The organism is Allobosea sp. LjRoot9 (assembly GCF_964252745.1).
Classification (GTDB): domain Bacteria; phylum Pseudomonadota; class Alphaproteobacteria; order Rhizobiales; family Beijerinckiaceae; genus Allobosea.
In genome coordinates this window covers 300,797-325,722 of the sequence record NZ_CAXUPC020000001.1, presented here as the reverse complement: position 1 = coordinate 325,722, position 24,926 = coordinate 300,797, and the positions used below count along the sequence as shown (strand labels likewise).

The window sequence follows — 24,926 nt, the reverse complement described above, 5'->3', positions numbered from 1 at the left end:
CCCTACTCCATCACCATCGCATGATCCTCAGTGGGTGCTTCCTGCCGCTTCGGGCTGCGCAGCAGGATGACCAGCGGGATCGCGGCCAGGCACAAGAGCATCAGCAGCTTGAAATCGTCGATATAGGCGATGACCGTCGCCTGCCGCGTAACCACCTCGTCGAGCGCGGCGCGGCCGGCGAGCTTCAGCGGATCCCAGGCCTGCTTGATCGCCAGGTTCTCGAAGATGCGATTATATGGAGTGACGTAGTTCGATATCTCCGCGTGGTTCACCTGCGTGTTGCGGGTCAAGAGATAGGCAACGAAGGAAATGCCGACGCTGGAGCCGATATTGCGCGACAGGTTGTAGAGGCCCGTGCCGTCGCCGCGGAACTGCGCCGGCAAGGTCGCGAAGGTCACCGTCGTCAGCGGTACGAACAAGAGGCCCAGCCCCGCGCCCTGGATGAAGCCCGTGACCATGATCGTGGTCTGCGAGACATCGGGCGTCCAGCCGGACATGTCGTACATCGCCCAGGCGCTGACGCCGAGGCCGGCCGTCAGCAGCAGGCGGATATCGACCTTGCCGATCAGGCGCCCGACGACGAACATGCAGACCATGGTGCCAAGCCCGCGCGGCCCCATGACGACGCCGGCGGTGACGACCGGATAGCCCATCAGTGTCTGCAGATAGGGCGTCATCAATGCCATCGAGGCGAGATAGGTGATGCCGACGACGAAGATGAAAATCATGCCGACGCTGAAATTCCGATCGAGAAACAGGCGCGGCTTGATGAACGAGTTCTGCGCCGTGAAGGTGTGAACCACGAGGATGTAGAAGGCGGCGGCGCAGACCGCGGCCTCGATGATGATCTCGCCGGAATCGAACCAGTCGAGCTGCGCGCCGCGATCGAGGAAGATCTGCAGCGAGGCGATGCCGAGGCTGAGCGCCCCGAAGCCGATCCAGTCGAGCTTCGCGGTGAGGTTGGTGGCGGTTTCCTTGAGGTAGATCGCAACGCCCGTGAAGGCGAGCGCGCCGAGCGGCAGGTTGATGTAGAAGACCCAGCGCCAGGAGATGTTCTCGGTCAGCCAGCCGCCGATCACCGGGCCGAGCACCGGGCCGACCATCACCGAAACGCCAAACAGCGCCATCGCCGAGCCGCGCTCCTCGGGCGTGTAGATATCGAGCAGAATGCCCTGGGAGATCGGCACCAGCGCCGCGCCGAAGAAGCCCTGCAGCAGGCGAAAGCCGACGATCTGCGACAGCGACTGGGCCGCGCCGCATAGCATCGAGGCCACGACGAAGCCGACGATCGCGGCCGAGAGCACGCGCTTGCGCCCGAAGCGCGCAGCCAGGAAGCCCGAGGGCGGCGTCATGATCGCGGCTGCGACGATATAGGAGGTCAGGACCCAGTTGATCTGGTCCGCGCTCGCCGAGACGCTGCCCTGGATATAGGGCAGCGCGACATTCGCGATCGTCGTGTCGAGCGCCTGCATGACCACGGAGAGGATCACGCAGGCGGTGATCGCGCCGCGATTGGCGACGCGGACGAACGCCGTCGCGGCGAGATCAGCCATGGCGCGGCTCTGATTTTCCAAACGGCCAGGAATTGCCAAACGACCAGGAGATGAAGCTCGGCAGGCCGCGCGCATGGTCGGTGTCAATATCGAGCACCACGCTCATGCCGGCGCGCAATTGCGGCTTGTCCGCCGGGGTTTCGATGCGCACGCGCATGGCGATGCGCTGGACGACCTTGACCCAGTTGCCGCTGGTGTTCTGGGCGGGCAGCAGCGAGAAGCTCGCCGCCGAGGCCGGGCTGATGCTGTCGACCACGCCGGTCCAGTCCTGGCCCGGATAGCTGTCGACCGCGACCGTCGCCTTCTGCCCCGGGCGCACCCAGGTGAGTTCGGTTTCCTTGGGGCTCGCCTGGATCCAGACATGGTCGGTCGAGACCAGGCTGAAGGCGTTCGTCGCTGCGGCGAGATACTGCCCCTTCTGCAGGGACGGCACATTCGTCACGATGCCGTCCATCGGTGCCCTGACCACCGTATGCGCCAATTGGCGGGCGGCCTCACCGCGCGCGGCGACGGCGTCCTTGTAGCGGGGATGGTCGGTTGCAGGCGCCTCAGGGTCGCCATTGAGATTGGCGGCGATTCCAGCAAGCTGGGTCTGGAGCAGGGCGAGCTTCTGGACCGCGCCGTCAAGGTCATGCTTCGCCTGATCGAAGATCGCCTGCGAGGCATAGGATTTCGTCGCCAAGTCCTGCTGGCGCTTGAACGCAACCGTATAGAAATCGATATCGATCTTCGCCTGAACGATCTGGCTCTGCACGCCCTTGTAGCTCGCCTGCAGCGCGGCGATGTCGTTCTTGACGATGCCGATCTGCGCATCCGCCCGGTCGAGAGCGAGGCGGAACTGCTGGTCATCGAGCGTGAACAGGACATCGCCGGCCTTCACGACCTGATTGTCGTGAACTCCTATGTCACTGACGATGCCGGCGACATCGGTCGAGAGGCCGACGATATCGGCCTGAACATAGGCGTTCTCGGTCGACATGACCTGCCCGCCGACAACATAGAAATATCCGCCGACGACGAGCGCGACGGGCAGCAGCGCAAACAGCGCCCGCCGCCGGGTGCCGGCCCGTTTCGCGGCCACAACCTTGCTAGCCGGTGCCTCCGCCTGAGGCGTCGCCTCGGCCGAGGGGGCGAGCTTGCTCGCGGCTCGGCGAATCTCGGTCACGTTGCTGGCCGGGATCGGTTCGTCTTTGGCCTGGGATTCGGACTTCATGGCTGCTTCATCCATGGTTGGTCTGCTTTTCCGCACGCGGCGTGCTGCAGGCCGCGGTCAGGTTCGATTTCATCGCCCCCAGAAGGGCGAGAAGATGTTCGCGCTCGGCATCAGAGATTTCGCCGAAGGCTTCCGCCCGGGTCATCTCGCCGATCCCGCGCATCTCGGCGAGCTTCGGCCCGGCCTTCTCGGTGAGGAAGAGCCGCCAGACCCGCCGGTCCGTCGCATGCGCGCGCCGCTCGACCAGGCCGCAGGCTTCGAGCTTGTCGACGATGCGCCCGAGCGTGATTGGCTCGACCTCCAGCAATTCGGCGAGCCCGCCCTGCTGAATGCCCTCGTTATGGGTGAGATAGGCTAGCACCTGCCATTGCGAGCGCGTCAGGCCGAGGCTGCGCGCCCGGCCATGCTGCTCGAAACGCTTCCGCAGCAAACGCGCCACATCGTGCAGGAGAAAGCCGACGGAAGGAGGCGGATGCCCCGTCGGGTCATTAGGCATGCTGTTCATAGGCATGCTTATAATATTGACGCCTAGGACTTCCAACGGGCGCGATGCGTTTTGTCGCAGCCGACAGCGCAAGGCCGCTATGCCGCCAGGGCGCACGGCACTCCTCCCTTCTCCCCTCGCGGGAGAAGGTGGCGCGCAGCGCCGGATGAGGGGGCGCCGCGCCCTTTACGGTTGGCATCACGTTCAGGCCAGACGGTGAGCTCACAGCACCCCCTCATCCGTCTCGGCTTCGCCGAGCCACCTTCTCCCGCCAGGGGAGAAGGAAAAGGGGCGCGACGCCCTCTCCGCCATTCTCGGGCGGGATTACGCGATCGGCAGCCTCAGCGGCGGCAATCTGCGCGGGACGGGAGACGACTGGATGATCGACGTGTTCGTCATCGAATAGGGGATGAGCTTGTCGATCAACTGCTCCAGCGCCTCGACAGTCTCGACATGGGCGCGAGCGATGAAGCAGTCTTCGCCGGTGATGCGGTCGCATTCGACGATCTCCGGAATCCCCCGAAGGATTTCGGTCACATTGTGAAGCTGGCCGGGAATCGGCCGGATACGGAGCCAGGCTGCGAGCGGCAGGCCAAGCGCCTTGGGATTGATCGTGACGGTATAGCCCTCGATCACGCCCGCCTCCTCCAGCCGCCTGACCCTTTCAGACACGCTCGGCGAAGACAGTCCGACGAGACGCGCCAGCTCCGCGACGCTGATCCGCGCATCGGCGGCGAGCGCATCGAGCAGCCGGAGATCCGTCGCATCCAACCCGCCATTTTCATATCGAAGGCGCTTCATCGAAATCACCATGCACTTGCAAGGAAAAAACGGAGATTCTCCTCGTATCAGGCATTCAATCGAGCGAACTATCCTCTCATGATGATGACGAGGGAGCAATTCGTGCCATCATCGAAGCTGACGCTCAATGGAGCCGCTGAAGCCGTCCCGCCTTATGCCTGGTTCGGGGTCAGCGCCATCTTCCACTATCTCGGGCCGTCCTTCGCCGTGCTGCTTTTTCCAGCGGTCGGAGTTCTTGGCGTGGCGTGGTTCCGGATCGCGTCGGCAGCCCTCATCTTCGCGCCCTTCACCAAGCCGTGGAGAACGATCCGGCAGGCCGACGCGAAGACAAGGCTGCTGTTGTTCGGCCTCGGCGCCTGCCTCGCAGCCATGAACACGGCCTTCTATCTGGCTCTCGACCGCCTACCCATGAGCCTCGTGGCCGCCATGGAGTTCGTCGGCACGATTGGTGTCGCTCTCTACGGGCTGCGCACGCGCCGCAACGCTCTGGCGCTGCTTCTGGCGGTGCTCGGCGTCTTCATCATGATCGACTTGAAAGGGTCGACGGACGCGCTGGGGCTACTCTGGGCAAGCCTGAACGGAGCGCTTTTCGTGGGCTATATCGTGCTGGGTCACAAAGCGGCGGAAGGCGGAGCGAATGGCGGCGTCGAGCGTCTTGGCGCCGCCATGGCCATCGCTTTCGTCATCCTCATGCCGATCGGCTTCAGCGAGGCGGCCAGGGCGTTTGGCGCGATCAATCTGGTGCTTGCCGGCATCGCGGTCGGCCTATGCTCGTCGGTCATTCCCTACATAGCCGACCAGCTTGCGATGTCCCGCCTGCCACGTCAGACCTTCGCGCTTTGCCTGGCGATCCTGCCTGCGACGGCAACTATCATTGCGGCGATCGTCCTCGCCCAGATCCCAAGCCTGCAAGACATTCTCGGCGTGGCGCTGGTCATAGCCGGCGTTGCGGTCCACTCGCCGCCGAAGGCGAGCGAGGGATAGCCAAGCCTGTTCGGCAGCCACGGGCGTTCCGCGAACCGACAGTGAGGACAGCTTCAGAGCTGGTCCTGATAGTCGGTCTTCAGCCCATGCTTGCGCGCCTGCTTCTCCAAAGCGAGCTCGATCAGGCGGCTGAGCAGCTCGCGGTAGGGCAGCCCGGAGGCTTCCATCATCTTGGGATACATGCTGATCGAGGTGAATCCCGGCAAGGTGTTGATTTCGTTGAAGTAGAAATCGCCACCCTGGCGGTCGAGGAAGAAATCGACCCGCGCCAGGCCGCTGCATTCGAGCGCGACGAAGGCATCATTTGCGAGCTGTCTGACCCGCTCCATCTGCGCCGCGTCGAGCTTGGCCGGCAGGTCGACGGTCGCGCCGTCCTGATCGAGATATTTGGCCTCGTAGGAATAAAATTCATGCTTGGGGTTGGCGTTGATCTCGCTCGCCACGCTGGTGAACAGCGGCTCGCCCTCGAGCACCGCCACCTCGATCTCGCGGACATCGATGCCCTGCTCGACCAGGACCTTGAGATCGTAAAGGAAGGCGTCTTGCAGCGCAGCCTCCAGCGCGTCCCACTGCTTCACCTTATGCACGCCGACGCTCGAACCCATGTTGCAGGGCTTCACGAAGACGGGCAGCGTCAGCTTCTCGCGCACGGCCTGGGCCCAGCGGGCCGGGTCGCGCTCATAGTCGCGCTTCGCCAGCGCCAGATAGGGCAGCACCGGCAATCCAGCGAACAAGGCCAGGCGCTTGGCGATGTCCTTGTCCATGCCGATCGCCGACCCCAGCACGCCAGCGCCGACATAGGCGACGCCGGCGAGTTCCAGCGCGCCCTGCACCGCGCCGTCCTCGCAGAGCGGGCCGTGCATCACCGGGAAGACCACGTCGATCTGGCGCGGATTCGTGCTGGAGCCGGTCACCGGCAGGAGCGCGGCGCGCCCGTCGGCCTGGGGCGAGAGCCGCATTTCCGGAGCATCGCCGAAGATGGGCAGCGCCCGCCCCTTCGCCTCCTCGATGAGGCGCAGGTCGTTCCACTGCCACTTGCCTTGCTTGTCGATGCTGATCGGGATCACGTCGAAACGGTCCCGGTCGAGATGCTGGATCACCGAGGCCGCCGATTGCAGCGAAACCTCATGTTCCCCGGATTTGCCCCCGTAGAGGACCGCGACTCGGATTTTCTCTGTCATGACCAGCGTTCTAGAGCATCGGCCCGAAAAGTGGGAACCGGTTTTCGGGACAAGCCGATGCAAGATCAAAATCCTACAGCATCCGACCGAATACGATATTCGATCGGATGCTGTAGAGCGTTTTCGAGCGAAGTGGACATGGGTTCGCATAAAGAAAACGCGTTAAATAAAGATTTGGAGCCATCTCCGATCCAATCCGATCCGAGACGGCTCCAGCTTGTCGCGCCGCGCCTGCAAACCCGGCCGCCGGAGCCCTGCCCGCTCAGACTCGCTTGGGGCTGTCCAGGCCGCGCTGCACCGCCGGCCGCGCCAGGCCGCGCTCGAGCCAGAGCGGCACCTGCTTCAGGCTGGCATAGTCGACGAGTTCGGCCGCGCCGTAGAAGCCGACGAGGTTGCGCACCCAGCCGAGCAAGGCGATGTCGGCGATGCTGTAGTCCTTGCCCATGATCCAGTCGCGGTCGGTGAGCCTGGTCTCCAGCACGCCGAGCAGGCGCTTGCTTTCATTGGCGTAGCGGTCGCGCGGACGCTTGTCCTCATAGTCCTTGCCGGCGAATTTGTGGAAGAAGCCGAGCTGGCCGAACATCGGCCCCACCGCCGCCATCTGGAAGAAGACCCATTGCAGGGTCTCGTAGCGCAGGCCCGCATCGCTCGGGATGAGCTTGCCGGTCTTCTCGGCGAGATAGACCAGGATCGCGCCCGATTCCCACAAGCCGAAGGGCTTTCCGCCTGGGCCATTGGGATCGATGATCGCCGGGATCTTGCCATTGGGGTTCAGCGACAGGAACTCCGGACCCCAGGTCTCGTTCTTGCCGATATCGATCAGATGCGGCTCATAGGGCAGTTCAAGCTCCTCCAGCGCGATCGAGACCTTCACGCCATTGGGCGTCGGCAATGAATAGAGCTGGATGCGGTCGGGATGCTGGGCCGGCCAGCGCTTGGTGATCGGGAAAGCGGAGAGATCGGTCATGGCACTGGCCTCATCGAAGGAGCGACACCGCAGCGAAGCGGCGCGGTTGCGCGAAAGCTAGAGCCCGGCGTGCGCTGCGCAAGAGGCGTAGCTGCAAACGCAGCCATGCAGCCAAGGGGGCTTGAACAAGCCGGTGCGAGGCGGCCATGCGCCGGGCTCGGGACCGCCCCATGGCGCGCGCCCTTGCAGCAAAGGCCGCCGTGCCGGCATAGCAGCGCCACCCTTGCAGAGGCGCGCGACGCACGGCCTCCCCCGGAAAGCACACCCCGTGAACCAGGCCGTTCCGCCGCCTCAACTTGCCGCCGCCACGCGCCTTGCCGCGACTACCGGCCGGACACCCTGGCTCGGCATCGCCTGCGGCCTGACGACCAGCCTGATCTGGGGCATCCAGGCCGTGGTCTCGCGCCAGTCGGTCGCTGACGGATTGACCGCGGCCGACGTCACGATCCTGCGTTTTGCAACCGCCGCACTCCTGCTGCTGCCCTTCGCGCTGCGGCGGATGCGGCCGTTTCCGATCGGGCGGATCGGCTGGCGTCGCGCCCTGGTGCTCACAGCGCTCGCCGGCGCACCCTATTCGCTGGTGCTCATCGCCGGCGCCTCCTTCGCGCCGGCGCTGCATTCCGCGACGATCACGCCGGGATTGATCCCGGTCTTTACCGCCATCCTCGCCTATGTCCTGGCGGGTGAGCGACCGGGTCGGGTGAGGCTGGCTGGGCTCGCGCTGGTGCTGGCGGGCGTCGGCGCCTTCTCCTGGCAAGCGCTTTCTTGGCAGGCGCTTTCTTGGCAGTCCCTTGGACATGCCCCCGCCCATGACAGCGCCTGGATCGGCGACCTGCTCTTCGTGCTCACCGCGATGATGTGGACAGTGTTCGGGCTGCTGGCGAAACGCTGGGGCGCGGACGCGATCGACGTCACCATCGCGACCTGCCTACTCTCGCTGCTGTTCCTGCCCGTCGTCGCCCTGGCGCTGCCGATCCGGCTCGGCGAGGTCGCCTGGGGCGCGCTTGCCCTGCAGGCCTTCTACCAGGGCGCGCTGGTCGGCGTCGGGGCGCTGTTTCTCTACACGCAGACGGTGACGCTGCTGGGAGCGGCACGCGCGACCCTGTTCCTGCCGTTGAACCCGGCGATCACGGCGCTCGCTGGGGCGGCCCTGCTCGGCGAATGGCCCTCGACGGCGGAAATCATCGGCATGCTGCTGGTCATCACCGGCATGACCGTGGCGCTGCGCTCACGCAGCATGGCCTGAAGCCTCAGCCGCCGCCTGACGCTTCAGCCCTTGTGGTCCTTGGCGATCGGCTCGACATAGGCCAGCCCCATATCCCAGGGGAAATAGATCCAGGTGTCCTGGCTGACCTCGGTGATGAAGGTGTCGACCGTCGGCACGCCGGCAGGCTTGGCGTAGACCGTGGCGAAATGGGCGTTGGGCAGCATCTCGCGCACGACGCGGGCAGTCTTGCCGGTGTCGGTCAAATCGTCGACGACGAGCACGCCCTTGCCCCGGCCGTCGCCGATCGCCTTGATCGAGGGCGCGACATCCTTCAGCACCTTGAGCTCGGACTGGTTCTTGTAGTCGTGATAGCTCGCGACGCAGACCGTCTCGATCAGGCGCAAGCCGAGCTCCCGGCAGATGATCGCGGCCGGCACAAGCCCACCGCGCGTGATGCAGACGATGGCCTCGAAGGGTCCCTTCTCGGCCAATCGCCAGGCGAGCGCGCGGGCATCGCGGTGGAACTGGTCCCAGGATACGGGAAAGGCCTTGTTGGAGGTCGGTTCGGCCATGACGCGGGCTCCGGGCTTCATTTGGCGCATATAGAGCGTTTTCGAGCGAAGTGGATACCGGTTCGCGTGAAGAAAACGCGTTAAAACAAAGAGCTAGAGCAATTGAGCGATTCAACTGAATCAGAAATTGCTCTAGCGCCACTCTCATCGCAAACCCTATCCCCGCCGCGCTGACAAGAGGCCGCCGCCCGCCATCCCCAGAAGGCCGGGATAGCAGGCGGCGGATCGCCGTTCAGAACCTGCTTTTCATGCCCGGAATGACGGTGTGGTTCCGAGCCAAGACAACGGGCTCTAAAACTCCGACCAGCCCTCGGCGCTGCCGCCGGCGACCGCCAGGCGGGGCCGCGCGCGAGCAGCGAGCATCGGGGCAGAAGCGGACTTGGAGGCAAGAGCAGGCGCTGGTGCGCGGCGCTGGAGCTGCGGCGCGGCCTGCCTGATCTCGCCTGCGACCCGTGCCGCGAAGTCCGCGCCAGCCTCGAGCGTGAAGGCCGCGACCATCGCGCTGAGCGCCGAGGTGTCGTGCTGGAGATCGCGCGCGACCTTGGCGCTCTGGTCGGCCAGGAGCGCGTTCTGCTGGGTCATCTCGTCCATATGCGCGACGGTACGCGCCATCTCGTCGATGCCGTTGGCCTGCTCGATGCTGGCCTGCGAGATCTCGCTGACGGTGGTCGAGACTTTCGAGGCGGCCGAGACGATCTCGCGCAGGGTCGTGCCGGCATCCTTGACGAGCTGCACGCCGGTCTGGATCTGCTGCGTCGAGTTGGCGATCAGCGATTTGACGCCATTGGCGGATTCGCTGCAGCGCTTGGCGAGCGCCCGCACTTCGGAGGCGACCACAGCGAAGCCGCGGCCGGCATCGCCGGCACGGGCGGCCTCGACCGCCGCATTGAGCGCAAGCAGATTGGTCTGGAAGGCGATCTCGTCGATCATCGCGATGATCTCGGAAATGCTGGACGAAGCCTTCTCGATCCGCTCCATCGCACTGACGGCCTCGGTAACGATCGCCCCGCCGCGGACCGCAACCTGGGTCGCCTCCTCGCCGAGCGCCACGGCGGCGCGCGAATTGCCGGCACTGTGCTTGACGGAGGCCGCGAGTTCCTCGGTCGTCGCCGCCGTTTCCTGCAGGCTCGAGGCGTTGGCCTCGGTCCGCTCCGCGAGCTGGGCACTGTCCGAGGAGATGCTGGTCGAAGCCTCGTCGATCCGGCCGGAAATCTCGCGGACGGAGGACACCACCGCCGCCATCGTGTCGATCAGATCGTTCACCCCGGCGCAGAGCTGGGCGATCTCACCGCTTTTGCCCTCGAGCGAGACGCGGCCCGTCAGGTCCTTGTCCTTGGCGCGGGCGATCACCTCGCCGGTTTCGCGCACCGCCGCCTCGAGCTGCTGGCCCTTGAAGCTCGCCGTGATGTCGGTGGCGAATTTCACCACCTTATAGGGCTGGCCCTTGGCATCCATGATCGGGTTGTAGCTCGCCTGGATCCAGATCTGATTGCCGGCCTTGCCGACGCGGCGGTATTGCGCTGCATCGTACTCGCCCCGCCCGAGGCGCTCCCAGAACTGGCGATAGGCCGACGTTTCGCGTTCGGCGGGATCGACGAACATGGAATGATGCCGGCCGACCACCTCGGAGAGGGAGTAGCCGAGCACCGCCAGGAAGTTCTCATTGGCATGCAGCACCTTGCCCGTGAGATCGAACTCGATCACGGCCTGGGCCTTGTTGATCGCCTGCTGCTGGCCTTCCAGATCGGCGAGACGGTTCTTCTCCTGTGTGATGTCGGTGGCGAATTTGATCACGCCGACCGGCTTGGCGCCGGCGCCGAGGATCGGGTTGTAGCTCGCCAGGATCCAGACCTCCTTGCCGCCCTTGCCGATGCGCAGATATTGCCCGCGCGAGAACTCGCCGCGGCCAAGATCGAGCCAGAACTGCTTGTAGGCCGGCGTCTCGCGCTCAGCGGGCGAGACGAACATGCTGTGGTGCTGGCCCTTGATCTCGGCCAGCGTGTAACCCAGCGTCGCCAGAAAATTCTCGTTGGCGTTCAGAACATTGCCGGTGAGGTCGAATTCGATCACCGCTTGCGAGCGGTTGATGGCATCGAGTTGGCCCGTGACATGGCGGTTCGAAAACAGGCTGGAAAGGCGCGACATGGATCCCCCCTTAAGCTGCCCCCGGACACGCTCGCATGGCAGGTTTCGGCGGCGGGATGCCGGCGACAACCACCAGGAAAGGAGCCGGGAGTTATGCAACTTAAGATTGTCATGACCTGGTTAATACAACCTGTAGATTAATCTTCTCTCCCGCCGAGAACCTATTGTTTATGCTTGAAATCTCTGCGTCACCCTGGACAAACCGCCCTCGGGTCCGGCCATCGGCAGGCCCAAGGACGCAGCTCCGGGATCCATAGTAGAGCGTCATTCTCGGGCTTGGCCCGAGAATCTCATGACCAGTTCGCTGAAATCAGAGATGGTCGGGTCAAGCCCGACCATGACGCGCTTCGGATCCCGGCCTCCGCTACGCCCGGGATGACGGCGTGGTTCCGAGGGATATGGCGAGCCTAGACAGCCAGCCTTGCGCGTTCGCTGTCGATCATCGCCTGGACGGCCGCCATCGCGACCGCGAGCTTTTCGGGGTCGCGCGAGCGCACGACGATGTTGGTGTCGGGACCCGCTTCCGAGAAGAACGGGTAGGAGCCGATCGAGACCTCGGGATGCGCCTTCGCCACCTCTGCCAGCGCCGTGCCGATATCGCCCTCGCGCAAGCCGGCGCGCACCGTATCCGACAGCATCCTGACCCCGGTCCTCAGCGTCGGCGCGACGACATCGAGCATCGCCTGCATGATCGAGGGCACGCCGGCCATGACATAGACATTGCCGATGTTGAAACCCGGCGCCTTGGAGACCGAATTGGCGATCAAATCCGCGCCGGCCGGAATGCGGGCCATGCGCAGCCTTGCCTCGTTGAGCTGGTCGGGAGGAAAGCGCTCGGACAGCATAGCAATGGCGCGCGGATCATGGTCGATCGAGACGCCGAAGGCCGCTGCCACCGAATCGGCAGTGATGTCGTCATGCGTCGGGCCGATGCCGCCGGTGGTGAAGACATAGGTGAAGCGGGCGCGCAGCGCATTCAGCGCCTGGACGATCTCATCCTGGATATCGGACACCACGCGCACCTCGCGCAGATCAATGCCGATATTGGTGAGATATTCGGCGATATAGCCGATATTCCTGTCCTTGGTCCGGCCGCTGAGGATCTCGTCGCCGATCACCAGGATCGCCGCCGTCACGGGCGTGGTTTCGCTGCTGGACGTCATGGCCGGGGCCTCTGGCTGGGGCGGCCGGCAAAGCGCGGACGGCCGTTCTCCCTTACAGCTAGGGCCTCCGGCAAGCGGGCTCAAGCCGTCGCCCGCGCCCCGCCCTCATGCGCGGCCGGACCAAACTCAGGCGGTGTCGCGCTCGAAGACGAGGTTCAGCCGCGTCTGCGCCAGCATGCGATAGCCGCGCTGCGTCAACAGTCCGACCAGATCCATCTGCCAGCGCTCACGCGAATCCTCAATGATGATGAAGCTCGGCCAGAGCGCTTCCGGCGCATCGCGCAGGAAGGGTTCGAGGATCAGATCCTCGGCGCCCTCGACATCGAGCTTGACCGCGTCGAGCCGCTCATAGCCCTCGCTCTGGAGCAAAGCGAGCAGCGTCGTCGCCGGCACCTTGACGGTGGCGCCCGTGCTGGAACGCAAAATGCGCACGCTCGACTCGCCCTTATTGGCCGGGTCAAGGAACAGCGTCAGCTCGCCTGGCTTGTCGGCGAGCGCGCAAGCGATCGCCTTGACCGTGCCGAACGGGTTCTGCGCGATGTTGAAAGCGAGCCGCGCGAACACATCGGGCTGCGGCTCGACCGCGAGAATCCGGGCGCCGGGCCCCGCCTTCGCCGCGACGAACAGGGAATAAGCCCCGATATTCGCGCCGATATCGATGAAGCGGAAACCCTCGCGAATGCGGCCGGCGAGCAGATCGCGCTCGCGCTGGTCGAAATATTGCGGCGTGAACAGCACGCGCTTCTCGCAGACATTGCCGTCCGGATAGAGCCGCATCTTCGCACCGAGCGATTCGATGTCGACCGGTGCGCCGGCGAGCGAGCGCAATCCCAGGCGGCGCAGCGCATAGGCGGTCTTGCGGCCGAGGAAGCTGTCGGGCGCGCAGCGCGTCCAGGCGATGATGCGTGCGAGAACGCCGCGGGGTGCGAAGGCGCCGAACGGCTTCGCCTCGGCTTGTGTCTGATCGGTGATGGCCATGGGGCGGCGTGATACACCCCATGTCGCGTGCGCGCCAGCCGGAACAGCTTTTGCTTCCATCCGCCTTCCGTCGGCCGGTTTGGCATTGCGCCCTGCCACTCCACACCCGGCGCTTCAATCACGGAGCCTGTCGATGAGATTCCTCCCAACGCCCGCCTTGCCAAAGCTTGCCTTGCCAACGCTTGCCTTGGCTCTAGGCCTGATCTGCTCTGCCTTGGCGCAACCCGCTTTGGCGCAAGAGGCGCGCTGGGACGTCATCAACGAATATCCGGCTTCGTCACTGCCCGGCGAGGCGGACAGCTTCTTCGCCGAGGCGGTGAAGGCAAAGGCGGCCGGAAAGCTCACGATCACCCCCATTCCCGACGCGAAATCGGGACTGCGTACGCGCGAGCAGTTGAAGGCGGTTTCGGACGGGCGCTTCGCCATGGCCAACAGCTTTGGCGGCGCGCTGGGAGACGAGGCTCCGCTCTTCCTGCTCTCCTCCCTGCCCTTCGTCACCGCTTCGACGGCGGATGCCAGGGCGCTCTATGACGCCGCCAAGCCACTTTACGAAAAGCTTTTCGCGACGCGCGGACAGAAGCTGCTCTACATCTCGCCCTGGCCGCCCTCGGGCATCTGGTCGGCGGCGCCGCTGAAGGACCTTGCGGCGCTGAAGGCGCTGAAGATCAGGACCTATGACAAGACCGGAACAGAGGTGCTGGCGCAGGTCGCGGCAAGCGCCGGCATCGTCTCCTTCTCCGATCTCAACCCCAAGCTGGACTCCGGCGAGATCAACGCCGTGCTCTCCTCCGGCGATGGCGGGGCTGGCCGGCAATTGTGGAAATACACCCGCAACTTCTCGGAGATCCTCTACGCCGTGCCCCTGAGCTTCGCCTCGGTCTCGCTCGACGCCTGGCAGAAACTCGATGCCACGACACAAGCCGCAGTCGAAGCCGCCGCAGCCGAGACGAGCGAGCATCAATGGCAGGCAATGAGCGGCCGCGTCGCGATCAACTACAAGCGCATGCGCGACAATGGCGTCACGATCGACGATGCGCCGCCCAAGGAGGTGATGGAGGCCTTGCGGGCCGCAGCCGCGCAATCCGTGGCGCAATGGAAAACCACGGCCGATCCGGCGGCGCAGCAGGTGCTTACGGACTTCCTGGCGCGCCCGCGCTGAACCCGCTCACAGGTTGTCGTGCAGAAGCCCCAGGGCCGATGCTGCAAAGACGCGCATATTGCCGATGCGGACGCTAGAGCCGGTCTCGATCGTCCTGACCAGTTCGACGGGCCCGGAGATCGCCAGGCAGCTATGGCCCGGCGCATCGCCATAGCTGTTGCCCGAGGGCCCGGAGGCTCCGGTTTCCGCCAGCCCCCAGGTCGCGCCGAAGCGCTCGCGCAACCGCCGCGCCAGTAGCAAGGCGTAGGGCTCGCTGGCCGAGCGGATGCCGCCCATCTCCGCAAGCGAGATGCCCATCAAACCCTCACGCGCCTGCCTGGTGTAGACGACGGCGCCGCTGACGAAGAAGGCGGATGCACCGGCCTGGGCCAGGAGCGAGGCCGCGATCAGGCCGCCAGCCGAGGATTCCGCCACGGCCACGGTCTCGCCGCGCGCCTTGAGCTGCGTCCCGATCTGCCCCGCCAGTTCCAACAATCCCTGCATGCCCGTTCCAACCCTTTTCGGCGCTGCGATCGCTTGCCTGATACCGGTTGCAGGCCCAATCCGAATGCGCGTCAAGCGACCCGGCCCGCACCGCAACCGTCTTGCACCATACGCCAAACCCAATAGATATGGTCGGCAAGGAGCCATAGCGTCACGATGACATTCGACGAAACCCTGGGACGGTCGCGCATGCGCGATCCGGTGATCAAGCTGCACGGCGCCGAGGCCTTCGCCGCGATGCACAAGGCCGGCCGATTAACCGCCGCAGGCCTCGACATGCTCGGCGACTACGTCAAGCCGGGCGTCACCACCCAGCGCCTCGACGATCTCGCCTTCCAGTTCGCCATGGACAACGGCGCCTATCCGGCAACCTTGTTCTATCGCGGCTACACCAAATCGATCTGCACCTCGATCAACCATGTCGTCTGCCACGGCATCCCGGACGACAAGCCGCTACGCGAAGGCGATGTCCTCAACATCGACTACACATTGATCGTCGATGGCTGGCATGGCGATTCCAGCCGGATGTACGGCGTCGGCGAAATCTCGCGCAAGGCCGAGCGCCTGATCGAGATCACCTATGAGAGCCTGCTGCGCGGCATCAAGGCCGTGCGCGCCGGTGCAACCACGGGCGATATCGGCTTCGCCATCCAGCGCTACGCCGAAGGCGAGCGCTGCTCGGTGGTCCGGGATTTCTGCGGTCACGGCGTCGGCCAGGTTTTCCACGACGCGCCCAACATCCTGCATTACGGCTCACCCGGCGAAGGCCCGCAGCTCAAGGCCGGCATGATCTTCACCATCGAGCCGATGATCAATCTCGGCAAATCCGGGGTAAAAGTTCTCTCCGACGGCTGGACCGCCGTGACACGCGATCGCTCGCTATCAGCCCAGTTCGAGCACACCATCGGCGTCACCGAAACCGGCTGCGAGATCTTCACCCTGTCGCCGACCGGACGCGACAATCCGCTCGCCCTGCGATGACGGCAGGCGGCGGCAAGGTTTCAAACCGCGCCGCCCCATCAGGCGCCCTCCCCGAGGCTGCTCCGCATTATCACGGCCATCGCGAGCGCCTGCGCACCCGCTTCCAGGATGCAGGTGCGGGCGCCCTGCCCGATTACGAACTGCTCGAGCTGCTGCTCTTCCGCTCGATCCCGCAACGCGACGTCAAGCCGCTCGCCAAGGAATTGATCCAGCGTTTCGGCTCCTTTGCCGAGGTGCTCGCGGCCCCAGTGCCGCGGCTCACCGAGGTCAAGGGTGTCGGCGCCGGCGTCGCGCTCGACCTCAAGATCGTCGAGGCCGCGCTGACGCGCATGGCCAAGGGCGCGGTCGCCAAGCGCACCGTGCTCTCGTCCTGGTCGGCCGTGCTCGATTATTGCCGCATGGCGATGGCCTTCGCCGAGCGCGAGCAGCTCCGCATCCTCTTTCTCGACAAGAAGAACGCGCTGATCGCCGACGAGGTGCAGCAGACCGGCACGGTCGACCACACGCCGGTCTATCCGCGCGAAGTCATGCGCCGGGCGCTGGAACTCTCGGCAACGGCACTGATCATCGTCCACAACCACCCCTCTGGCGACCCGGCGCCGTCGCAGGCGGACATCCAGATAACCAAGGCGATCGTCGACATCGCGGCTCCGCTTGGCATCGCCGTGCATGACCACGTCATCGTCGGCCGCGACGGGCATGCGAGTTTGAAGGAGATGCGGCTGATTTGAGGGGCGACGCATGCCCCCAAAGGAACGGGCAGGCAGCGGACATTTTGCAGCCTCGGCAGAGGCGGCAGGGCCCCCCGCACCCATCCCGACTGCTCCGGAGTCCGCCCGTCCACCTTCCGAGCCTCTCGAAACCTAGGCACCGCTCGCGCTCGCCAGCATGGCCCTGAAGCGGCCGAGCGCAATGACGAGGTAGATCGCGCCGAGCCCCGCCATCCAGGCAATCTCAGACCAGACGATCGACAATGGCGCGTCGCGGAAGAGCACTCCGAGCGAGAACTTGACGTAATGCGTCGAAGGCACCGCGGTCATCATCATCTGCAGATAGCCCGGCATGCTCTCGATCGGGGTCATCCCGCCTGAAAGCACTTCCATGACGATGACCGTCGGGAAGGCCAGGAGGGCGAACTGGGGCATGGTCGGCGTGATCGTTGCCAGCATGATGCCGAGCGCCATGACAGCGAAGAGGAAGACGATGGCGCCCATCATATAGACCGCGATCGAACCGTTGATCGTGATGCCCAACGCTCCCTTCGCCACGAGAACGAGCGACAGGAACACGGCCACGAGCACCACGAGCCCGTTCGCCCAGATCTTTGCGAAAACGATCTCGCTGGCGCTCACCGGCATGACCAGCAGGTGCTCGATGGTGCCATGCTCGCGCTCGCGCACCACGGCGGCGCCCACCAGAATGATGGAGAGCATGCAGACGTTGTTGACGATCTCCATGACGGCCATATGGCGCTTGTCTTCGAGGTTTGGATTGAAAAACGCGCGGACCGTGAAGGCGATCGGCGCGGAAGCCTGCCTGCCGCGCAATTCGAGAAAGCGCTCGATCTCGCCATTCACGATCTGGCTGATATAGCCCGTTCCGATGCCCGCCTGCGTCATTGCGGTCGCATCGACGATCAGCTGCAATGTCGGGCTGCGTCCGGCGAGCAGATCCTGCTCGAAGCCCGGCGGCACGTCGATGACGAAGGTGAATCGGGCAGTGTCCATCGCACGGTCGATCCCGGAGCGGTCCAGGGAAACCGGGGGCGCGAAATTTGGTGGGCGCACCGCGTCGCGGATACGATTCGACAGTTGCGAGCGGTCGCCATCAACAAAGCCAACGCTGGCATTCCGCATCTCCGTGCTGGCGCCGGAGGCCACTAGGTAGATCGCTCCGGTGAAGGCCCAGACGATGAAGATCATCATGCCGCGGTCACGCCAGACGCTGGCGAGTTCCTTGAGCCCGAGATGGACGACATTGGCAGCCCACCGCCCCATGGCTCACGGCTCCTGCTTGTTGAGAAGCGCGCGGGCGATAAGTAAGTAGATGACGGGAAAGATCGCCAGGGCCCAAAATGCGTTCAGGAAGCTCTCGAAAGGCAGCCCCTTGGCGAAGACGCCCATGCTGATCTGCTGGAACCATGACGATGGAAATCCCAGGCCGATGAGTTGCGCTACGGGCGAGAGGTTCGAGATCGGCTGCAGGAAGCCGGAGAAGTTCAGGGCCGGCATCAGGGTAAGCAGCGCGCAGGCGAAGATCGCGGCGACCTGGGATCGAACGAAGCTTGAAACCAGGATGCCGAAAGTCGCGGCGGTGACGACATAGAGCACACCGCCGAACATCAGCGCGGCAAAGGATCCCTTGATCGACAGATCGAGGCCGAAGACGGCCAGTGCGATCATCAGCATCAGCGTAACCGTGCCAATGGCGACATAGGGGAGAAACTTGCCCACCAGGAAGGCCCCGGTGCTCGCCGGCGACACGGCGAGGTTGATGATCGAGCCCATCTCGCGCTCGCGCACCACGCCAAGCGCGGTCATCATCGCCAGGATCATCATCAGCAGGAACATGATGACGCCGGGCGTCATTGCGTAGACGCTCCGGAAATCCTGATTGTAGAAGAAGCGCGGCTCCAGATTGAAGCGCGCCTGCGCAAGGGGAGCTGCCTCCTGCCGCCCGATCGAGTCGACGAAGGACTGCGTGACGCCCTCGGCATAGCCCCGCGCCGTGTTGGCGCGCGATGGATTGGCGCCGTCGAGCCACAGGCTGATCGTCGGTTGATGTCCGCGCAGCAGGTCGCGGCCGAACCCCGGCGGAATCTCGATGACGAGCGCCGTGTCCCCGGATTGAAGGCGCCTGTCGACATCGACCTCGGTCAGCACCTGCGCCCGCTCGGCAAAATAGCGCGAGCCCGCGAGATGCACTGTCAGGGACTGGCTTTCCGCCGAGCGGTCGCGGTCATAGACCGAGAATGGCAGGGCCTCGATATCGAACGAGATTCCGCGCGCGAAGGTCATCATCAGGATGAGCGGCGCCAGGAGCGCGAAACTCAGACGGATCGGATCGCGCAATACCTCGCGTGTCTCGCGCCTGGCGAAGGCGGCAACCCAGCTGAACCATGCGTCGGTGCTCCTCGCGCCTTGTTGCGCAGGACGCGTCAGCCAGCCGGGCGGCGTCCCGTTCAGGGCATCCTCCGCCGCCGGCTCGCCGCCATGCTGTTCCAGGCAGGCGATGAACGCGCCTTCCAGTGTCTTTGCACCCTGAGCCTCGCGAAGCTCGTCCGGCACGCCGACGGCGAGCACCTTGCCCGCATGCATGAAGGAGATGCGATCGCAGCGTTCCGCCTCGTTCATGAAATGGGTGGAGATGAAGATGGTGACGCCGTCGCGCCGCGACAGCTCGCCCAGATGGAGCCAGAACCGGTCTCGCGCTTCCGGATCGACCCCCGAGGTCGGCTCGTCGAGGATCAGCACCTCGGGCCGGTGCAGGCAGGCGGCCGCGAGCTGCAGGCGCTGACGCACGCCCAAAGGCAATCCGGCGGGATAGGCATCCTTGATCACGTCGAGGTCGAAGCGCGTCAGGGTTTCGGCGATGCGCTTGTCGCGTTCGCGGCTCTCCAGCCGGTAGAGCTTGGCATGAAGCTGCAGATTGCCCAGCACGGTCAACTCGCCATAGAGCGAGAAGGACTGCGACATGTAGCCGACACGCCGCCGGGTCTCGATATCGCTCGCATCCACCGGCCTGCCCAGCAGTTCCGCCCTGCCCTCCGAGGCTGGGAGCAGGCCCGTCAGCATCTTCATCGTCGTGGTCTTGCCGCAGCCATTCGACCCCAGGAAGCCGAAGATCTCGCCGCGCTCGATCCGAAAACTGACATCGTTGACGGCGGTGAAATCTCCGAAGCGGCGCGTCAGCCTCTCGGCGACGATGGCCGGAGGGCCATCGAACGCGGTTCGGGCGGGCAGCGGCGGGAAGAGTGAAGCTGTCTCCGCCCCCGGGTGCAGGAGCCGCATGAAGGCTGCCTCGACATTGCTGGCGCCGCTCCCTGCAAGGACTTCCTGCCTGGCCCCCGACGCCAGGATACGCCCGGCATCCATGGCAACCAGCCGGCTGAAGCGCTCCGCCTCCTCCATATAGGCGGTCGCCACCACGAGCGTCATCTCCGGCCGGGCCGCACGGATGCCGTCAATCAATTGCCAAAACTGACGGCGAGAGAGCGGATCGATACCGGTTGTCGGCTCATCCAGAACAAGCAGCTCGGGATCGTGAACGAGTGCGCAGCAGAGCGAAAGCTTCTGTCGCATGCCTCCGGAGAGCTTTCCCGCGGGACGATCCGGAAAAGGATCGAGACCGGTCGCTTTCAGAAGCCGATCCCGACGCTCCTTCCGCTCCGCCACCGAAGTGGCGTAGAGGCTTGCGAAGAAATCGATGTTTTCGGCGACCGATAGGGTCGGGTAGAGGCTCTTGCCGAGACCTTGCGGCATCAAGGCGATCCTCGACGCGACTTGAGTGCGATGAACCGAATTCGCCATGTCGCCGCCGAAGGTTTCGACGCGGCCTTGTTGGATGATGCGTGCGCCGGCTATGAGCCCGAGCAATGTCGATTTGCCGACACCGTCAGGACCGATGATCGCCGTGTCCGAGCCGCGCGGGAAAGTCAGCGAGATATCCTGCAGCGCGGCCACATGTCCGTAGAGGTGCCTCACTCCTGTGACGCGTATGGCATCGCCCGAGATATCGGTGTCACCGGGCATCGCTTGTCCTCGGCGGCTCCGGCAACCGCAACTGCAGCATCTCGGGGAAAGCGGCGTCGGCGGCGACCTTGACCGTCGCGGTGCCGGTCAGGCCGGCCTTCACATACTCCCGGTAGCTATCGAGCAGCTTCGGATCGATCTTCAGCTTGACCCGGTACATGAGCTTTTCGCGCTCATTCTTGGTCTCGACATATTTCGGCGTGAACTGCGCTTCGCCCGCGACGAAGGACACGCTGGCCGGAACCACATATTGCGGCGCGGCGTCCAGCACGATCCGCGCGTCCGAACCTAGCGCGACCCGGCCGACCTCCGAGGTCGGCAGGAAGATCGTCATGAAGACATCCGAGACGTCGAGCAGGGTTACCACGCGCCCGCCGGCCGCGATCACCTCGCCCGGTTGCGCCAGGCGGTATTCCACCCGGCCTGAAACAGGCGCCGAGAGCGTCATGTCATCGATATTGACCTGGATGAGATTGACCTGCGCCTGCGCAGCGTCCCGCGCCGCCTCGGCATCCGCAACGCCGGCCCTGGCGCCGATCACCGCCGCCTTCGCAACATCGCGCTGGGCCAGGCGCTTGTCGGCCTCGGCCTGGCTCATGATGTTGCGGCCCAGATCCAGCGCCCGCCGCAATTCGACCTCATGGAGCTTCAGCTCGGCCTCCCTGCTGCCGAGTTCCGCCTTCGCCTTGCCGATACCCACCTCCGCCCGGCGCAGCGATGCCTGAGCTGCGGCCAGCTGCGCGAGCAGGTCGGAAACATCCATTCGGGCAACGATCGCGTCCTTCTGGATGAAGTCGCCTTCGCGAACCCGAATCTCCGCGATGCGGCCCGGGGTTTTCGTGGCGACGTCGACGCGCTCGACTTCGATGCGTCCATTGGCCTGAGCGAGGCCAGGGGGCAGCGGGAGCGACCGTGGGCGGGCCATGTAGAAATATCCGCCAACAGCAGTTGCAACGGCCAACGCCACCAGTGTCGGGGAAATGCGCATTGGGCTGGTGTGACTTTTCGAACCTGGTGCTGCGCCTTTGATCCGGTCGATCGCAGGCCGACGACGACAGCTTTAGAAATGCGAGCGATCGGCGCGCCGATCCTTGATCTCGCTCAACTGCGGTTGGGGCGCCCTGATGTGCTCGCACGCCTCGACGGGAATGCGGACGAGCGCGGATCGGTATCACCGATGCCGGGCGTCATATGTCCAACGGAACTCGACAGGCGCTCGGGGCTTCGCGCGAGCGGCCTTAGCCTCGCACATAGGCTCCCGGCGCCGGCCCGAATGTTTGGCCCAGGGTCATCGCATTCCTTTCCGACGCCTTCTTCTCGCCGCTCGACTGGCACGCCAGATCGGCTGCCGCTCCGCGTGTGGTGAACCCGGCCGTGGTGAATCCGGCCATGACTCGCAACGAGACCGGAAATGAGGCGTCGAACGGCGCAGCCTGCCCTGCCCTCTTGCGTACCCTCTGGGCGGCACCCAGTGTGGGTTCGCTGCGCTACTCGGCGCTCTCCCCAAGGCGCATCCAATCGCGCAACAGGCTGCTGCATCATCGCTTGGCCTCAGGAGATCTCGTGTCGACCCCTGCCTATCTTACGCTCGAGGAAGTTGTTGCGCGCTACCGTGGCCAGGTCAGCGAAGGAACGCTGCGGAACTGGAGAGCGATGCGCATCGGTCCGTCCTTCAGCAAGATCGGCAAGGCGGTCCTTTATCCCATCAGCGAGCTCGATCGTTGGGACAAATCCAATCTCGTAGTTTGCAGACCCTCTCGATCCTTGTCATTGGCGGAATAAGCCCAGGCAGGGTGAGCTCGATCACCCAAAGCAACCATTGCCGGAATAGGCGATCATGCTCGTCGCCTATAATGGGCTGGCGCACGGGCTGTTTTTGAAGGAGACCTGTCGCTGCGCCGTATGCTGACTGCCGGATCTCCGCCTTGAGCCCACGATACTCAATCCTCGCCACCGCCTTGCTGGAGCAGATCGCTGCAGGGAAGCATCCGGTCGGCCATCTCCTGCCGTCCGAGCACGAACTCGCCGAACTGCACGAGGTCAGCCGCTCGACGGTGCGGGCCGCCCTGCTGCAATTGCAGAATCTCGGCGTCATCAGCCGACGCAGGGGGGCCGGCACTCTGGTCGAAGCATCGCGTCCGACGGCCACGAGCGCGGCCTACAACCAATCGCTCGGGACATTCGACGATCTCGTCCAATACGCGGATGCGACCGAGCGGCGCGTCCTGGAGATGGCCGACGTCGTTGCAGACGACGATCTCGCCCGGCGCCTGCAGTCGCGTCCTGGTCGACGCTGGCTCCATGTCTCGGCCATCCGGGTCAGGACCGACGACGACGCGGCCGCTCCGATCTGCTGGACTGACCTGTATATCGACGGAGACTACGCCGCCTTGATGCGCCGGGAACTGCCCGGCTACCGCCATGCCGTCGCAGCCCTGATCGAGGAGCGGCATGGACGGCGGGTCAGCGAGATCAGGCAAACGATCCGCGCCGCCGGGTTGACAGACATGATCGCCCGCACGCTGGCGGCTGCGACCGGCGACCATGCGCTGGAGATCACGCGCCGCTATGTCGATGCCGCAGGCATCGCCTTTATCACGACGTTCAGCCTCCATCCTGGCGATCGCTTCGCCTACGAGATGCGGCTGCAGCGACGCGCGGCCAGCGGCGGCGGCGGCGGCGGCGGCGGCGGCGGCTAGAGCAAATTCCGATCCAATTGGATCGGTCAATGACTCCAGCTCCTTGTTTTAAAGCGCCCTTCTCGGATCGAAACAGGCCAGCGACGCGGCACAGCGAGCCCGGGAGCGATTGACAAGCCTTATAATGTACGTACATCTATAAATGTACGTACATTATAAGGCTTCGAGGAACGCCCGTGACCAGCACCGTCTTTGACTCACGGTTGTTCCGCGACATGTTCGGCACGGCCGAGATGCGCGCCATCTTCGACGATGCGGCACTGGTCGGCCGTTATGTGGAGGCCGAGCGGGCACTGGCGCGGGCCCAGGCCCGCTGCGGCGTCATCCCCCGCGAGGCTGCAATCGCGATCGACCGCGCCGGACGGGAGCTCACGATCGATTTCGACCGTCTCCGGCGCGAGACCGAGATCGTCGGCTATCCGATCCTGCCATTGGTCCACCAGCTTGCAGAGTCGGCCGGCGAGGCGGCCGGAGGCTTCGTCCATTGGGGCGCGACCACCCAGGACATCATGGATACGGCCAACGTGCTCCAGGTCAGGGCGGCGCTCGAACTCGTCGAACGCGACCTCGCCACCTTGGCAGGCATTCTCGCCGGCCTCGCCCGCAAGCATCGCGATACACCAATGGCCGGGCGTACCCACCTGCAGCAGGCGCTGCCGATCACTTTCGGCTACAAGGCGGCAATCTGGCTCGCCGGGATCGAGCGCCATCGCGAGCGGCTGTCGCAGTTGCGGCCGCGCGTTCTGGTCGGCGAATTCTCGGGCGCGGCGGGCACGCTTGCTTCGGTGGGTGCGGATGGCCTCGAGATGCAGCGGCTGTTCTGCGAGGAGCTTGGGCTCGATCAGCCGGCGATCACCTGGCACGTCGCCCGCGACGGCCTGGCCGAGACGGTCGCGCTGCTCGGGCTGATCACCGGCTCTCTCGCCAAGATCGCAACCGACGTCATGCTGATGATGGCCACCGAATTCGGCGAGGTTTCCGAGCCCTTCGTGCCCGGGCGCGGCGCCTCCTCGACCATGCCGCAGAAGCGCAATCCGATTTCCAGCGAGCTCATCCTCGCCGCGGCCAAAGCCGTGCGCCAGCATGTCGCGACCATGCTCGACGGCATGATCCACGATTTCGAGCGCGCCACCGGACCTTGGCACCTCGAATGGATAGCGCTGCCGGAAAGCTTTCTCCTGACCGGCTCAGCGCTCGCCAACGCGAACTTCATGCTGGGCGGCCTCGTCGTGCACGAGCAGCGCATGCGCAGGAATCTCGACATCACCGGCGGCCTGATCGTGGCCGAGGCGGTGATGATGGCTGCGGCGCCGAAGCTTGGACGGCAACATGCCCACGACGTCGTCTACGACGCGTGCCGCCAGGCGATCGAGGGCGGCGGCCGCCTGGCCGACATCCTGGCCGGTCGGCCCGAGGTCGTCGCCGCACTCGGCAGCCGCGAAGCAATCGAACGCTGCTGCGATCCGGCCAACTATCTCGGCCTCGCCGGCGAGATGGTCGACCGCGTGCTCGGCCAGGCGCCTGCCAGGCTGCCCGCCGCCTGAGCGGTCCCAATGCGATCCGTCAAAGGCGCCGCAAGAGCGCCGCGACGCCAAGCTGTCACCT

Annotated in this window: 22 protein-coding genes; 8 read left to right on the top strand and 14 right to left on the bottom strand. The window is 65.0% G+C overall.

Features of this window, described 5'->3' with window-relative positions; translation table 11 throughout:
- Positions 1-2: 2 nt before the first annotated feature.
- From ACSQ3P_RS01545 to ACSQ3P_RS01530, 4 genes are all read right to left on the bottom strand, one after another.
- Positions 3-1,553, bottom strand: a complete 1,551-nt coding sequence (locus ACSQ3P_RS01545; protein ID WP_436163942.1) for a DHA2 family efflux MFS transporter permease subunit — start codon at positions 1,551-1,553, stop codon at positions 3-5.
- On the bottom strand, positions 1,546-2,766 hold the full coding sequence (locus ACSQ3P_RS01540) for an HlyD family secretion protein (protein ID WP_436163941.1): 1,221 nt from the start codon (positions 2,764-2,766) through the stop codon (positions 1,546-1,548). Before ACSQ3P_RS01540 ends, ACSQ3P_RS01545 begins: the two co-directional genes overlap by 8 nt.
- 7 nt (positions 2,767-2,773) lie before the next feature.
- Positions 2,774-3,271 carry a MarR family winged helix-turn-helix transcriptional regulator gene (locus ACSQ3P_RS01535; RefSeq protein ID WP_436163940.1) on the bottom strand — a complete coding sequence of 166 codons (498 nt, stop codon included), beginning with the start codon at positions 3,269-3,271 and terminating at the stop codon, positions 2,774-2,776.
- Positions 3,272-3,574: 303 nt separating this feature from the next.
- Entirely contained in the window at positions 3,575-4,051 is a 477-nt protein-coding gene (locus ACSQ3P_RS01530; protein ID WP_436163939.1) for an Lrp/AsnC family transcriptional regulator, read from the bottom strand.
- A gap of 102 nt (positions 4,052-4,153) precedes the next feature.
- Here ACSQ3P_RS01530 and ACSQ3P_RS01525 point away from each other — a divergent pair, with 102 nt between their 5' ends.
- On the top strand, positions 4,154-5,035 hold the full coding sequence (locus ACSQ3P_RS01525) for an EamA family transporter (protein WP_436163938.1): 882 nt from the start codon (positions 4,154-4,156) through the stop codon (positions 5,033-5,035).
- Positions 5,036-5,088: 53 nt separating this feature from the next.
- On the opposite strand, the gene ACSQ3P_RS01520 is transcribed toward ACSQ3P_RS01525, so the two are convergent.
- Positions 5,089-6,216, bottom strand: coding sequence for a D-alanine--D-alanine ligase family protein (locus ACSQ3P_RS01520; RefSeq protein WP_436163937.1), 1,128 nt, complete (start codon positions 6,214-6,216; stop codon positions 5,089-5,091).
- 262 nt (positions 6,217-6,478) lie between these two features.
- Positions 6,479-7,183: a glutathione S-transferase N-terminal domain-containing protein gene (locus ACSQ3P_RS01515; RefSeq protein ID WP_436163936.1), complete on the bottom strand. Its 705-nt coding sequence runs from the start codon at positions 7,181-7,183 to the stop codon at positions 6,479-6,481.
- Between the two features lie 268 nt (positions 7,184-7,451).
- Between ACSQ3P_RS01515 and ACSQ3P_RS01510 the strand changes: the two genes are divergently transcribed.
- Positions 7,452-8,429 carry a DMT family transporter gene (locus tag ACSQ3P_RS01510; protein WP_436163935.1) on the top strand — a complete coding sequence of 326 codons (978 nt, stop codon included), beginning with the start codon at positions 7,452-7,454 and terminating at the stop codon, positions 8,427-8,429.
- 23 nt (positions 8,430-8,452) lie between these two features.
- Here the strand turns inward: ACSQ3P_RS01510 and gpt are convergent, their stop codons facing one another.
- The 4 genes from gpt to ACSQ3P_RS01490 form a co-directional block, all read right to left on the bottom strand.
- Positions 8,453-8,962: a xanthine phosphoribosyltransferase gene (gene gpt / locus ACSQ3P_RS01505; protein WP_311914593.1), complete on the bottom strand. Its 510-nt coding sequence runs from the start codon at positions 8,960-8,962 to the stop codon at positions 8,453-8,455.
- A 291-nt stretch (positions 8,963-9,253) separates the two neighbouring features.
- Complete coding sequence (locus ACSQ3P_RS01500) at positions 9,254-11,107, bottom strand: methyl-accepting chemotaxis protein (RefSeq protein WP_436163934.1); 1,854 nt, start codon at positions 11,105-11,107, stop codon at positions 9,254-9,256.
- 407 nt (positions 11,108-11,514) lie between these two features.
- Positions 11,515-12,270: a competence/damage-inducible protein A gene (locus ACSQ3P_RS01495; RefSeq protein ID WP_436163933.1), complete on the bottom strand. Its 756-nt coding sequence runs from the start codon at positions 12,268-12,270 to the stop codon at positions 11,515-11,517.
- Positions 12,271-12,396: 126 nt separating this feature from the next.
- The gene (locus ACSQ3P_RS01490) at positions 12,397-13,248 is read right to left on the bottom strand and encodes an FkbM family methyltransferase (RefSeq protein WP_436163932.1); all 852 of its coding nucleotides are present in this window, start codon (positions 13,246-13,248) and stop codon (positions 12,397-12,399) included.
- A gap of 133 nt (positions 13,249-13,381) precedes the next feature.
- Here ACSQ3P_RS01490 and ACSQ3P_RS01485 point away from each other — a divergent pair, with 133 nt between their 5' ends.
- Complete coding sequence (locus ACSQ3P_RS01485; protein WP_436163931.1) at positions 13,382-14,407, top strand: TRAP transporter substrate-binding protein; 1,026 nt, start codon at positions 13,382-13,384, stop codon at positions 14,405-14,407.
- Positions 14,408-14,413: 6 nt separating this feature from the next.
- Here ACSQ3P_RS01485 and ACSQ3P_RS01480 read toward each other — a convergent pair whose 3' ends face one another.
- The gene (locus ACSQ3P_RS01480) at positions 14,414-14,890 is read right to left on the bottom strand and encodes a CinA family protein (protein WP_436163930.1); all 477 of its coding nucleotides are present in this window, start codon (positions 14,888-14,890) and stop codon (positions 14,414-14,416) included.
- A 156-nt stretch (positions 14,891-15,046) separates the two neighbouring features.
- Here ACSQ3P_RS01480 and map point away from each other — a divergent pair, with 156 nt between their 5' ends.
- Together map and radC are read left to right on the top strand one after the other, a co-directional pair.
- On the top strand, positions 15,047-15,871 hold the full coding sequence (gene map, locus ACSQ3P_RS01475) for a type I methionyl aminopeptidase (RefSeq protein ID WP_436163929.1): 825 nt from the start codon (positions 15,047-15,049) through the stop codon (positions 15,869-15,871).
- Positions 15,868-16,602 carry a RadC family protein gene (gene radC, locus ACSQ3P_RS01470; RefSeq protein ID WP_436163928.1) on the top strand — a complete coding sequence of 245 codons (735 nt, stop codon included), beginning with the start codon at positions 15,868-15,870 and terminating at the stop codon, positions 16,600-16,602. The genes map and radC overlap by 4 nt, the downstream gene beginning before the upstream one ends.
- 132 nt (positions 16,603-16,734) lie before the next feature.
- Here radC and ACSQ3P_RS01465 read toward each other — a convergent pair whose 3' ends face one another.
- Genes ACSQ3P_RS01465 through ACSQ3P_RS01455 form a run of 3 tightly spaced genes read right to left on the bottom strand, consistent with a single transcriptional unit; the run spans position 16,735 to position 21,547 of the window.
- Entirely contained in the window at positions 16,735-17,868 is a 1,134-nt protein-coding gene (locus tag ACSQ3P_RS01465; RefSeq protein WP_436163927.1) for an ABC transporter permease, read from the bottom strand.
- A 3-nt stretch (positions 17,869-17,871) separates the two neighbouring features.
- A complete protein-coding gene (gene rbbA / locus ACSQ3P_RS01460) occupies positions 17,872-20,622 on the bottom strand; it encodes a ribosome-associated ATPase/putative transporter RbbA (RefSeq protein WP_436163926.1) in 2,751 nt (916 codons plus the stop codon).
- The gene (locus ACSQ3P_RS01455; RefSeq protein ID WP_436163925.1) at positions 20,612-21,547 is read right to left on the bottom strand and encodes an HlyD family secretion protein; all 936 of its coding nucleotides are present in this window, start codon (positions 21,545-21,547) and stop codon (positions 20,612-20,614) included. Before ACSQ3P_RS01455 ends, rbbA begins: the two co-directional genes overlap by 11 nt.
- Before the next feature lie 638 nt (positions 21,548-22,185).
- Here ACSQ3P_RS01455 and ACSQ3P_RS01450 point away from each other — a divergent pair.
- From ACSQ3P_RS01450 to ACSQ3P_RS01440, 3 genes are all read left to right on the top strand, one after another.
- A complete protein-coding gene (locus ACSQ3P_RS01450) occupies positions 22,186-22,404 on the top strand; it encodes a helix-turn-helix transcriptional regulator (RefSeq protein WP_436165137.1) in 219 nt (72 codons plus the stop codon).
- A 143-nt stretch (positions 22,405-22,547) separates the two neighbouring features.
- Entirely contained in the window at positions 22,548-23,321 is a 774-nt protein-coding gene (locus tag ACSQ3P_RS01445) for a GntR family transcriptional regulator (protein WP_436163924.1), read from the top strand.
- A 215-nt stretch (positions 23,322-23,536) separates the two neighbouring features.
- Positions 23,537-24,865, top strand: a complete 1,329-nt coding sequence (locus ACSQ3P_RS01440; RefSeq protein ID WP_436165136.1) for a class-II fumarase/aspartase family protein — start codon at positions 23,537-23,539, stop codon at positions 24,863-24,865.
- The last annotated feature ends 61 nt before the right edge of the window (positions 24,866-24,926 follow it).

What these genes read in the sequence shown, in the direction of transcription:
- ACSQ3P_RS01440 (WP_436165136.1), top strand. Translation starts at nt 23,537, where the DNA reads ATGTTCGGCACGGCCGAGATGCGCGCCATCTTCGACGATGCGGCACTG.
- ACSQ3P_RS01480 (WP_436163930.1), bottom strand. Translation starts at nt 14,890, where the DNA reads ATGCAGGGATTGTTGGAACTGGCGGGGCAGATCGGGACGCAGCTCAAG.
- gpt (WP_311914593.1), bottom strand. Translation starts at nt 8,962, where the DNA reads ATGGCCGAACCGACCTCCAACAAGGCCTTTCCCGTATCCTGGGACCAG.
- ACSQ3P_RS01530 (WP_436163939.1), bottom strand. Translation starts at nt 4,051, where the DNA reads ATGAAGCGCCTTCGATATGAAAATGGCGGGTTGGATGCGACGGATCTC.
- ACSQ3P_RS01520 (WP_436163937.1), bottom strand. Translation starts at nt 6,216, where the DNA reads ATGACAGAGAAAATCCGAGTCGCGGTCCTCTACGGGGGCAAATCCGGG.
- radC (WP_436163928.1), top strand. Translation starts at nt 15,868, where the DNA reads ATGACGGCAGGCGGCGGCAAGGTTTCAAACCGCGCCGCCCCATCAGGC.
- rbbA (WP_436163926.1), bottom strand. Translation starts at nt 20,622, where the DNA reads ATGCCCGGTGACACCGATATCTCGGGCGATGCCATACGCGTCACAGGA.
- ACSQ3P_RS01490 (WP_436163932.1), bottom strand. Translation starts at nt 13,248, where the DNA reads ATGGCCATCACCGATCAGACACAAGCCGAGGCGAAGCCGTTCGGCGCC.
- ACSQ3P_RS01465 (WP_436163927.1), bottom strand. Translation starts at nt 17,868, where the DNA reads ATGGGGCGGTGGGCTGCCAATGTCGTCCATCTCGGGCTCAAGGAACTC.
- ACSQ3P_RS01515 (WP_436163936.1), bottom strand. Translation starts at nt 7,183, where the DNA reads ATGACCGATCTCTCCGCTTTCCCGATCACCAAGCGCTGGCCGGCCCAG.
- ACSQ3P_RS01535 (WP_436163940.1), bottom strand. Translation starts at nt 3,271, where the DNA reads ATGAACAGCATGCCTAATGACCCGACGGGGCATCCGCCTCCTTCCGTC.
- ACSQ3P_RS01540 (WP_436163941.1), bottom strand. Translation starts at nt 2,766, where the DNA reads ATGAAGTCCGAATCCCAGGCCAAAGACGAACCGATCCCGGCCAGCAAC.
- ACSQ3P_RS01545 (WP_436163942.1), bottom strand. Translation starts at nt 1,553, where the DNA reads ATGGCTGATCTCGCCGCGACGGCGTTCGTCCGCGTCGCCAATCGCGGC.
- ACSQ3P_RS01500 (WP_436163934.1), bottom strand. Translation starts at nt 11,107, where the DNA reads ATGTCGCGCCTTTCCAGCCTGTTTTCGAACCGCCATGTCACGGGCCAA.
- ACSQ3P_RS01495 (WP_436163933.1), bottom strand. Translation starts at nt 12,270, where the DNA reads ATGACGTCCAGCAGCGAAACCACGCCCGTGACGGCGGCGATCCTGGTG.
- ACSQ3P_RS01485 (WP_436163931.1), top strand. Translation starts at nt 13,382, where the DNA reads ATGAGATTCCTCCCAACGCCCGCCTTGCCAAAGCTTGCCTTGCCAACG.
- map (WP_436163929.1), top strand. Translation starts at nt 15,047, where the DNA reads ATGACATTCGACGAAACCCTGGGACGGTCGCGCATGCGCGATCCGGTG.
- ACSQ3P_RS01455 (WP_436163925.1), bottom strand. Translation starts at nt 21,547, where the DNA reads ATGGCCCGCCCACGGTCGCTCCCGCTGCCCCCTGGCCTCGCTCAGGCC.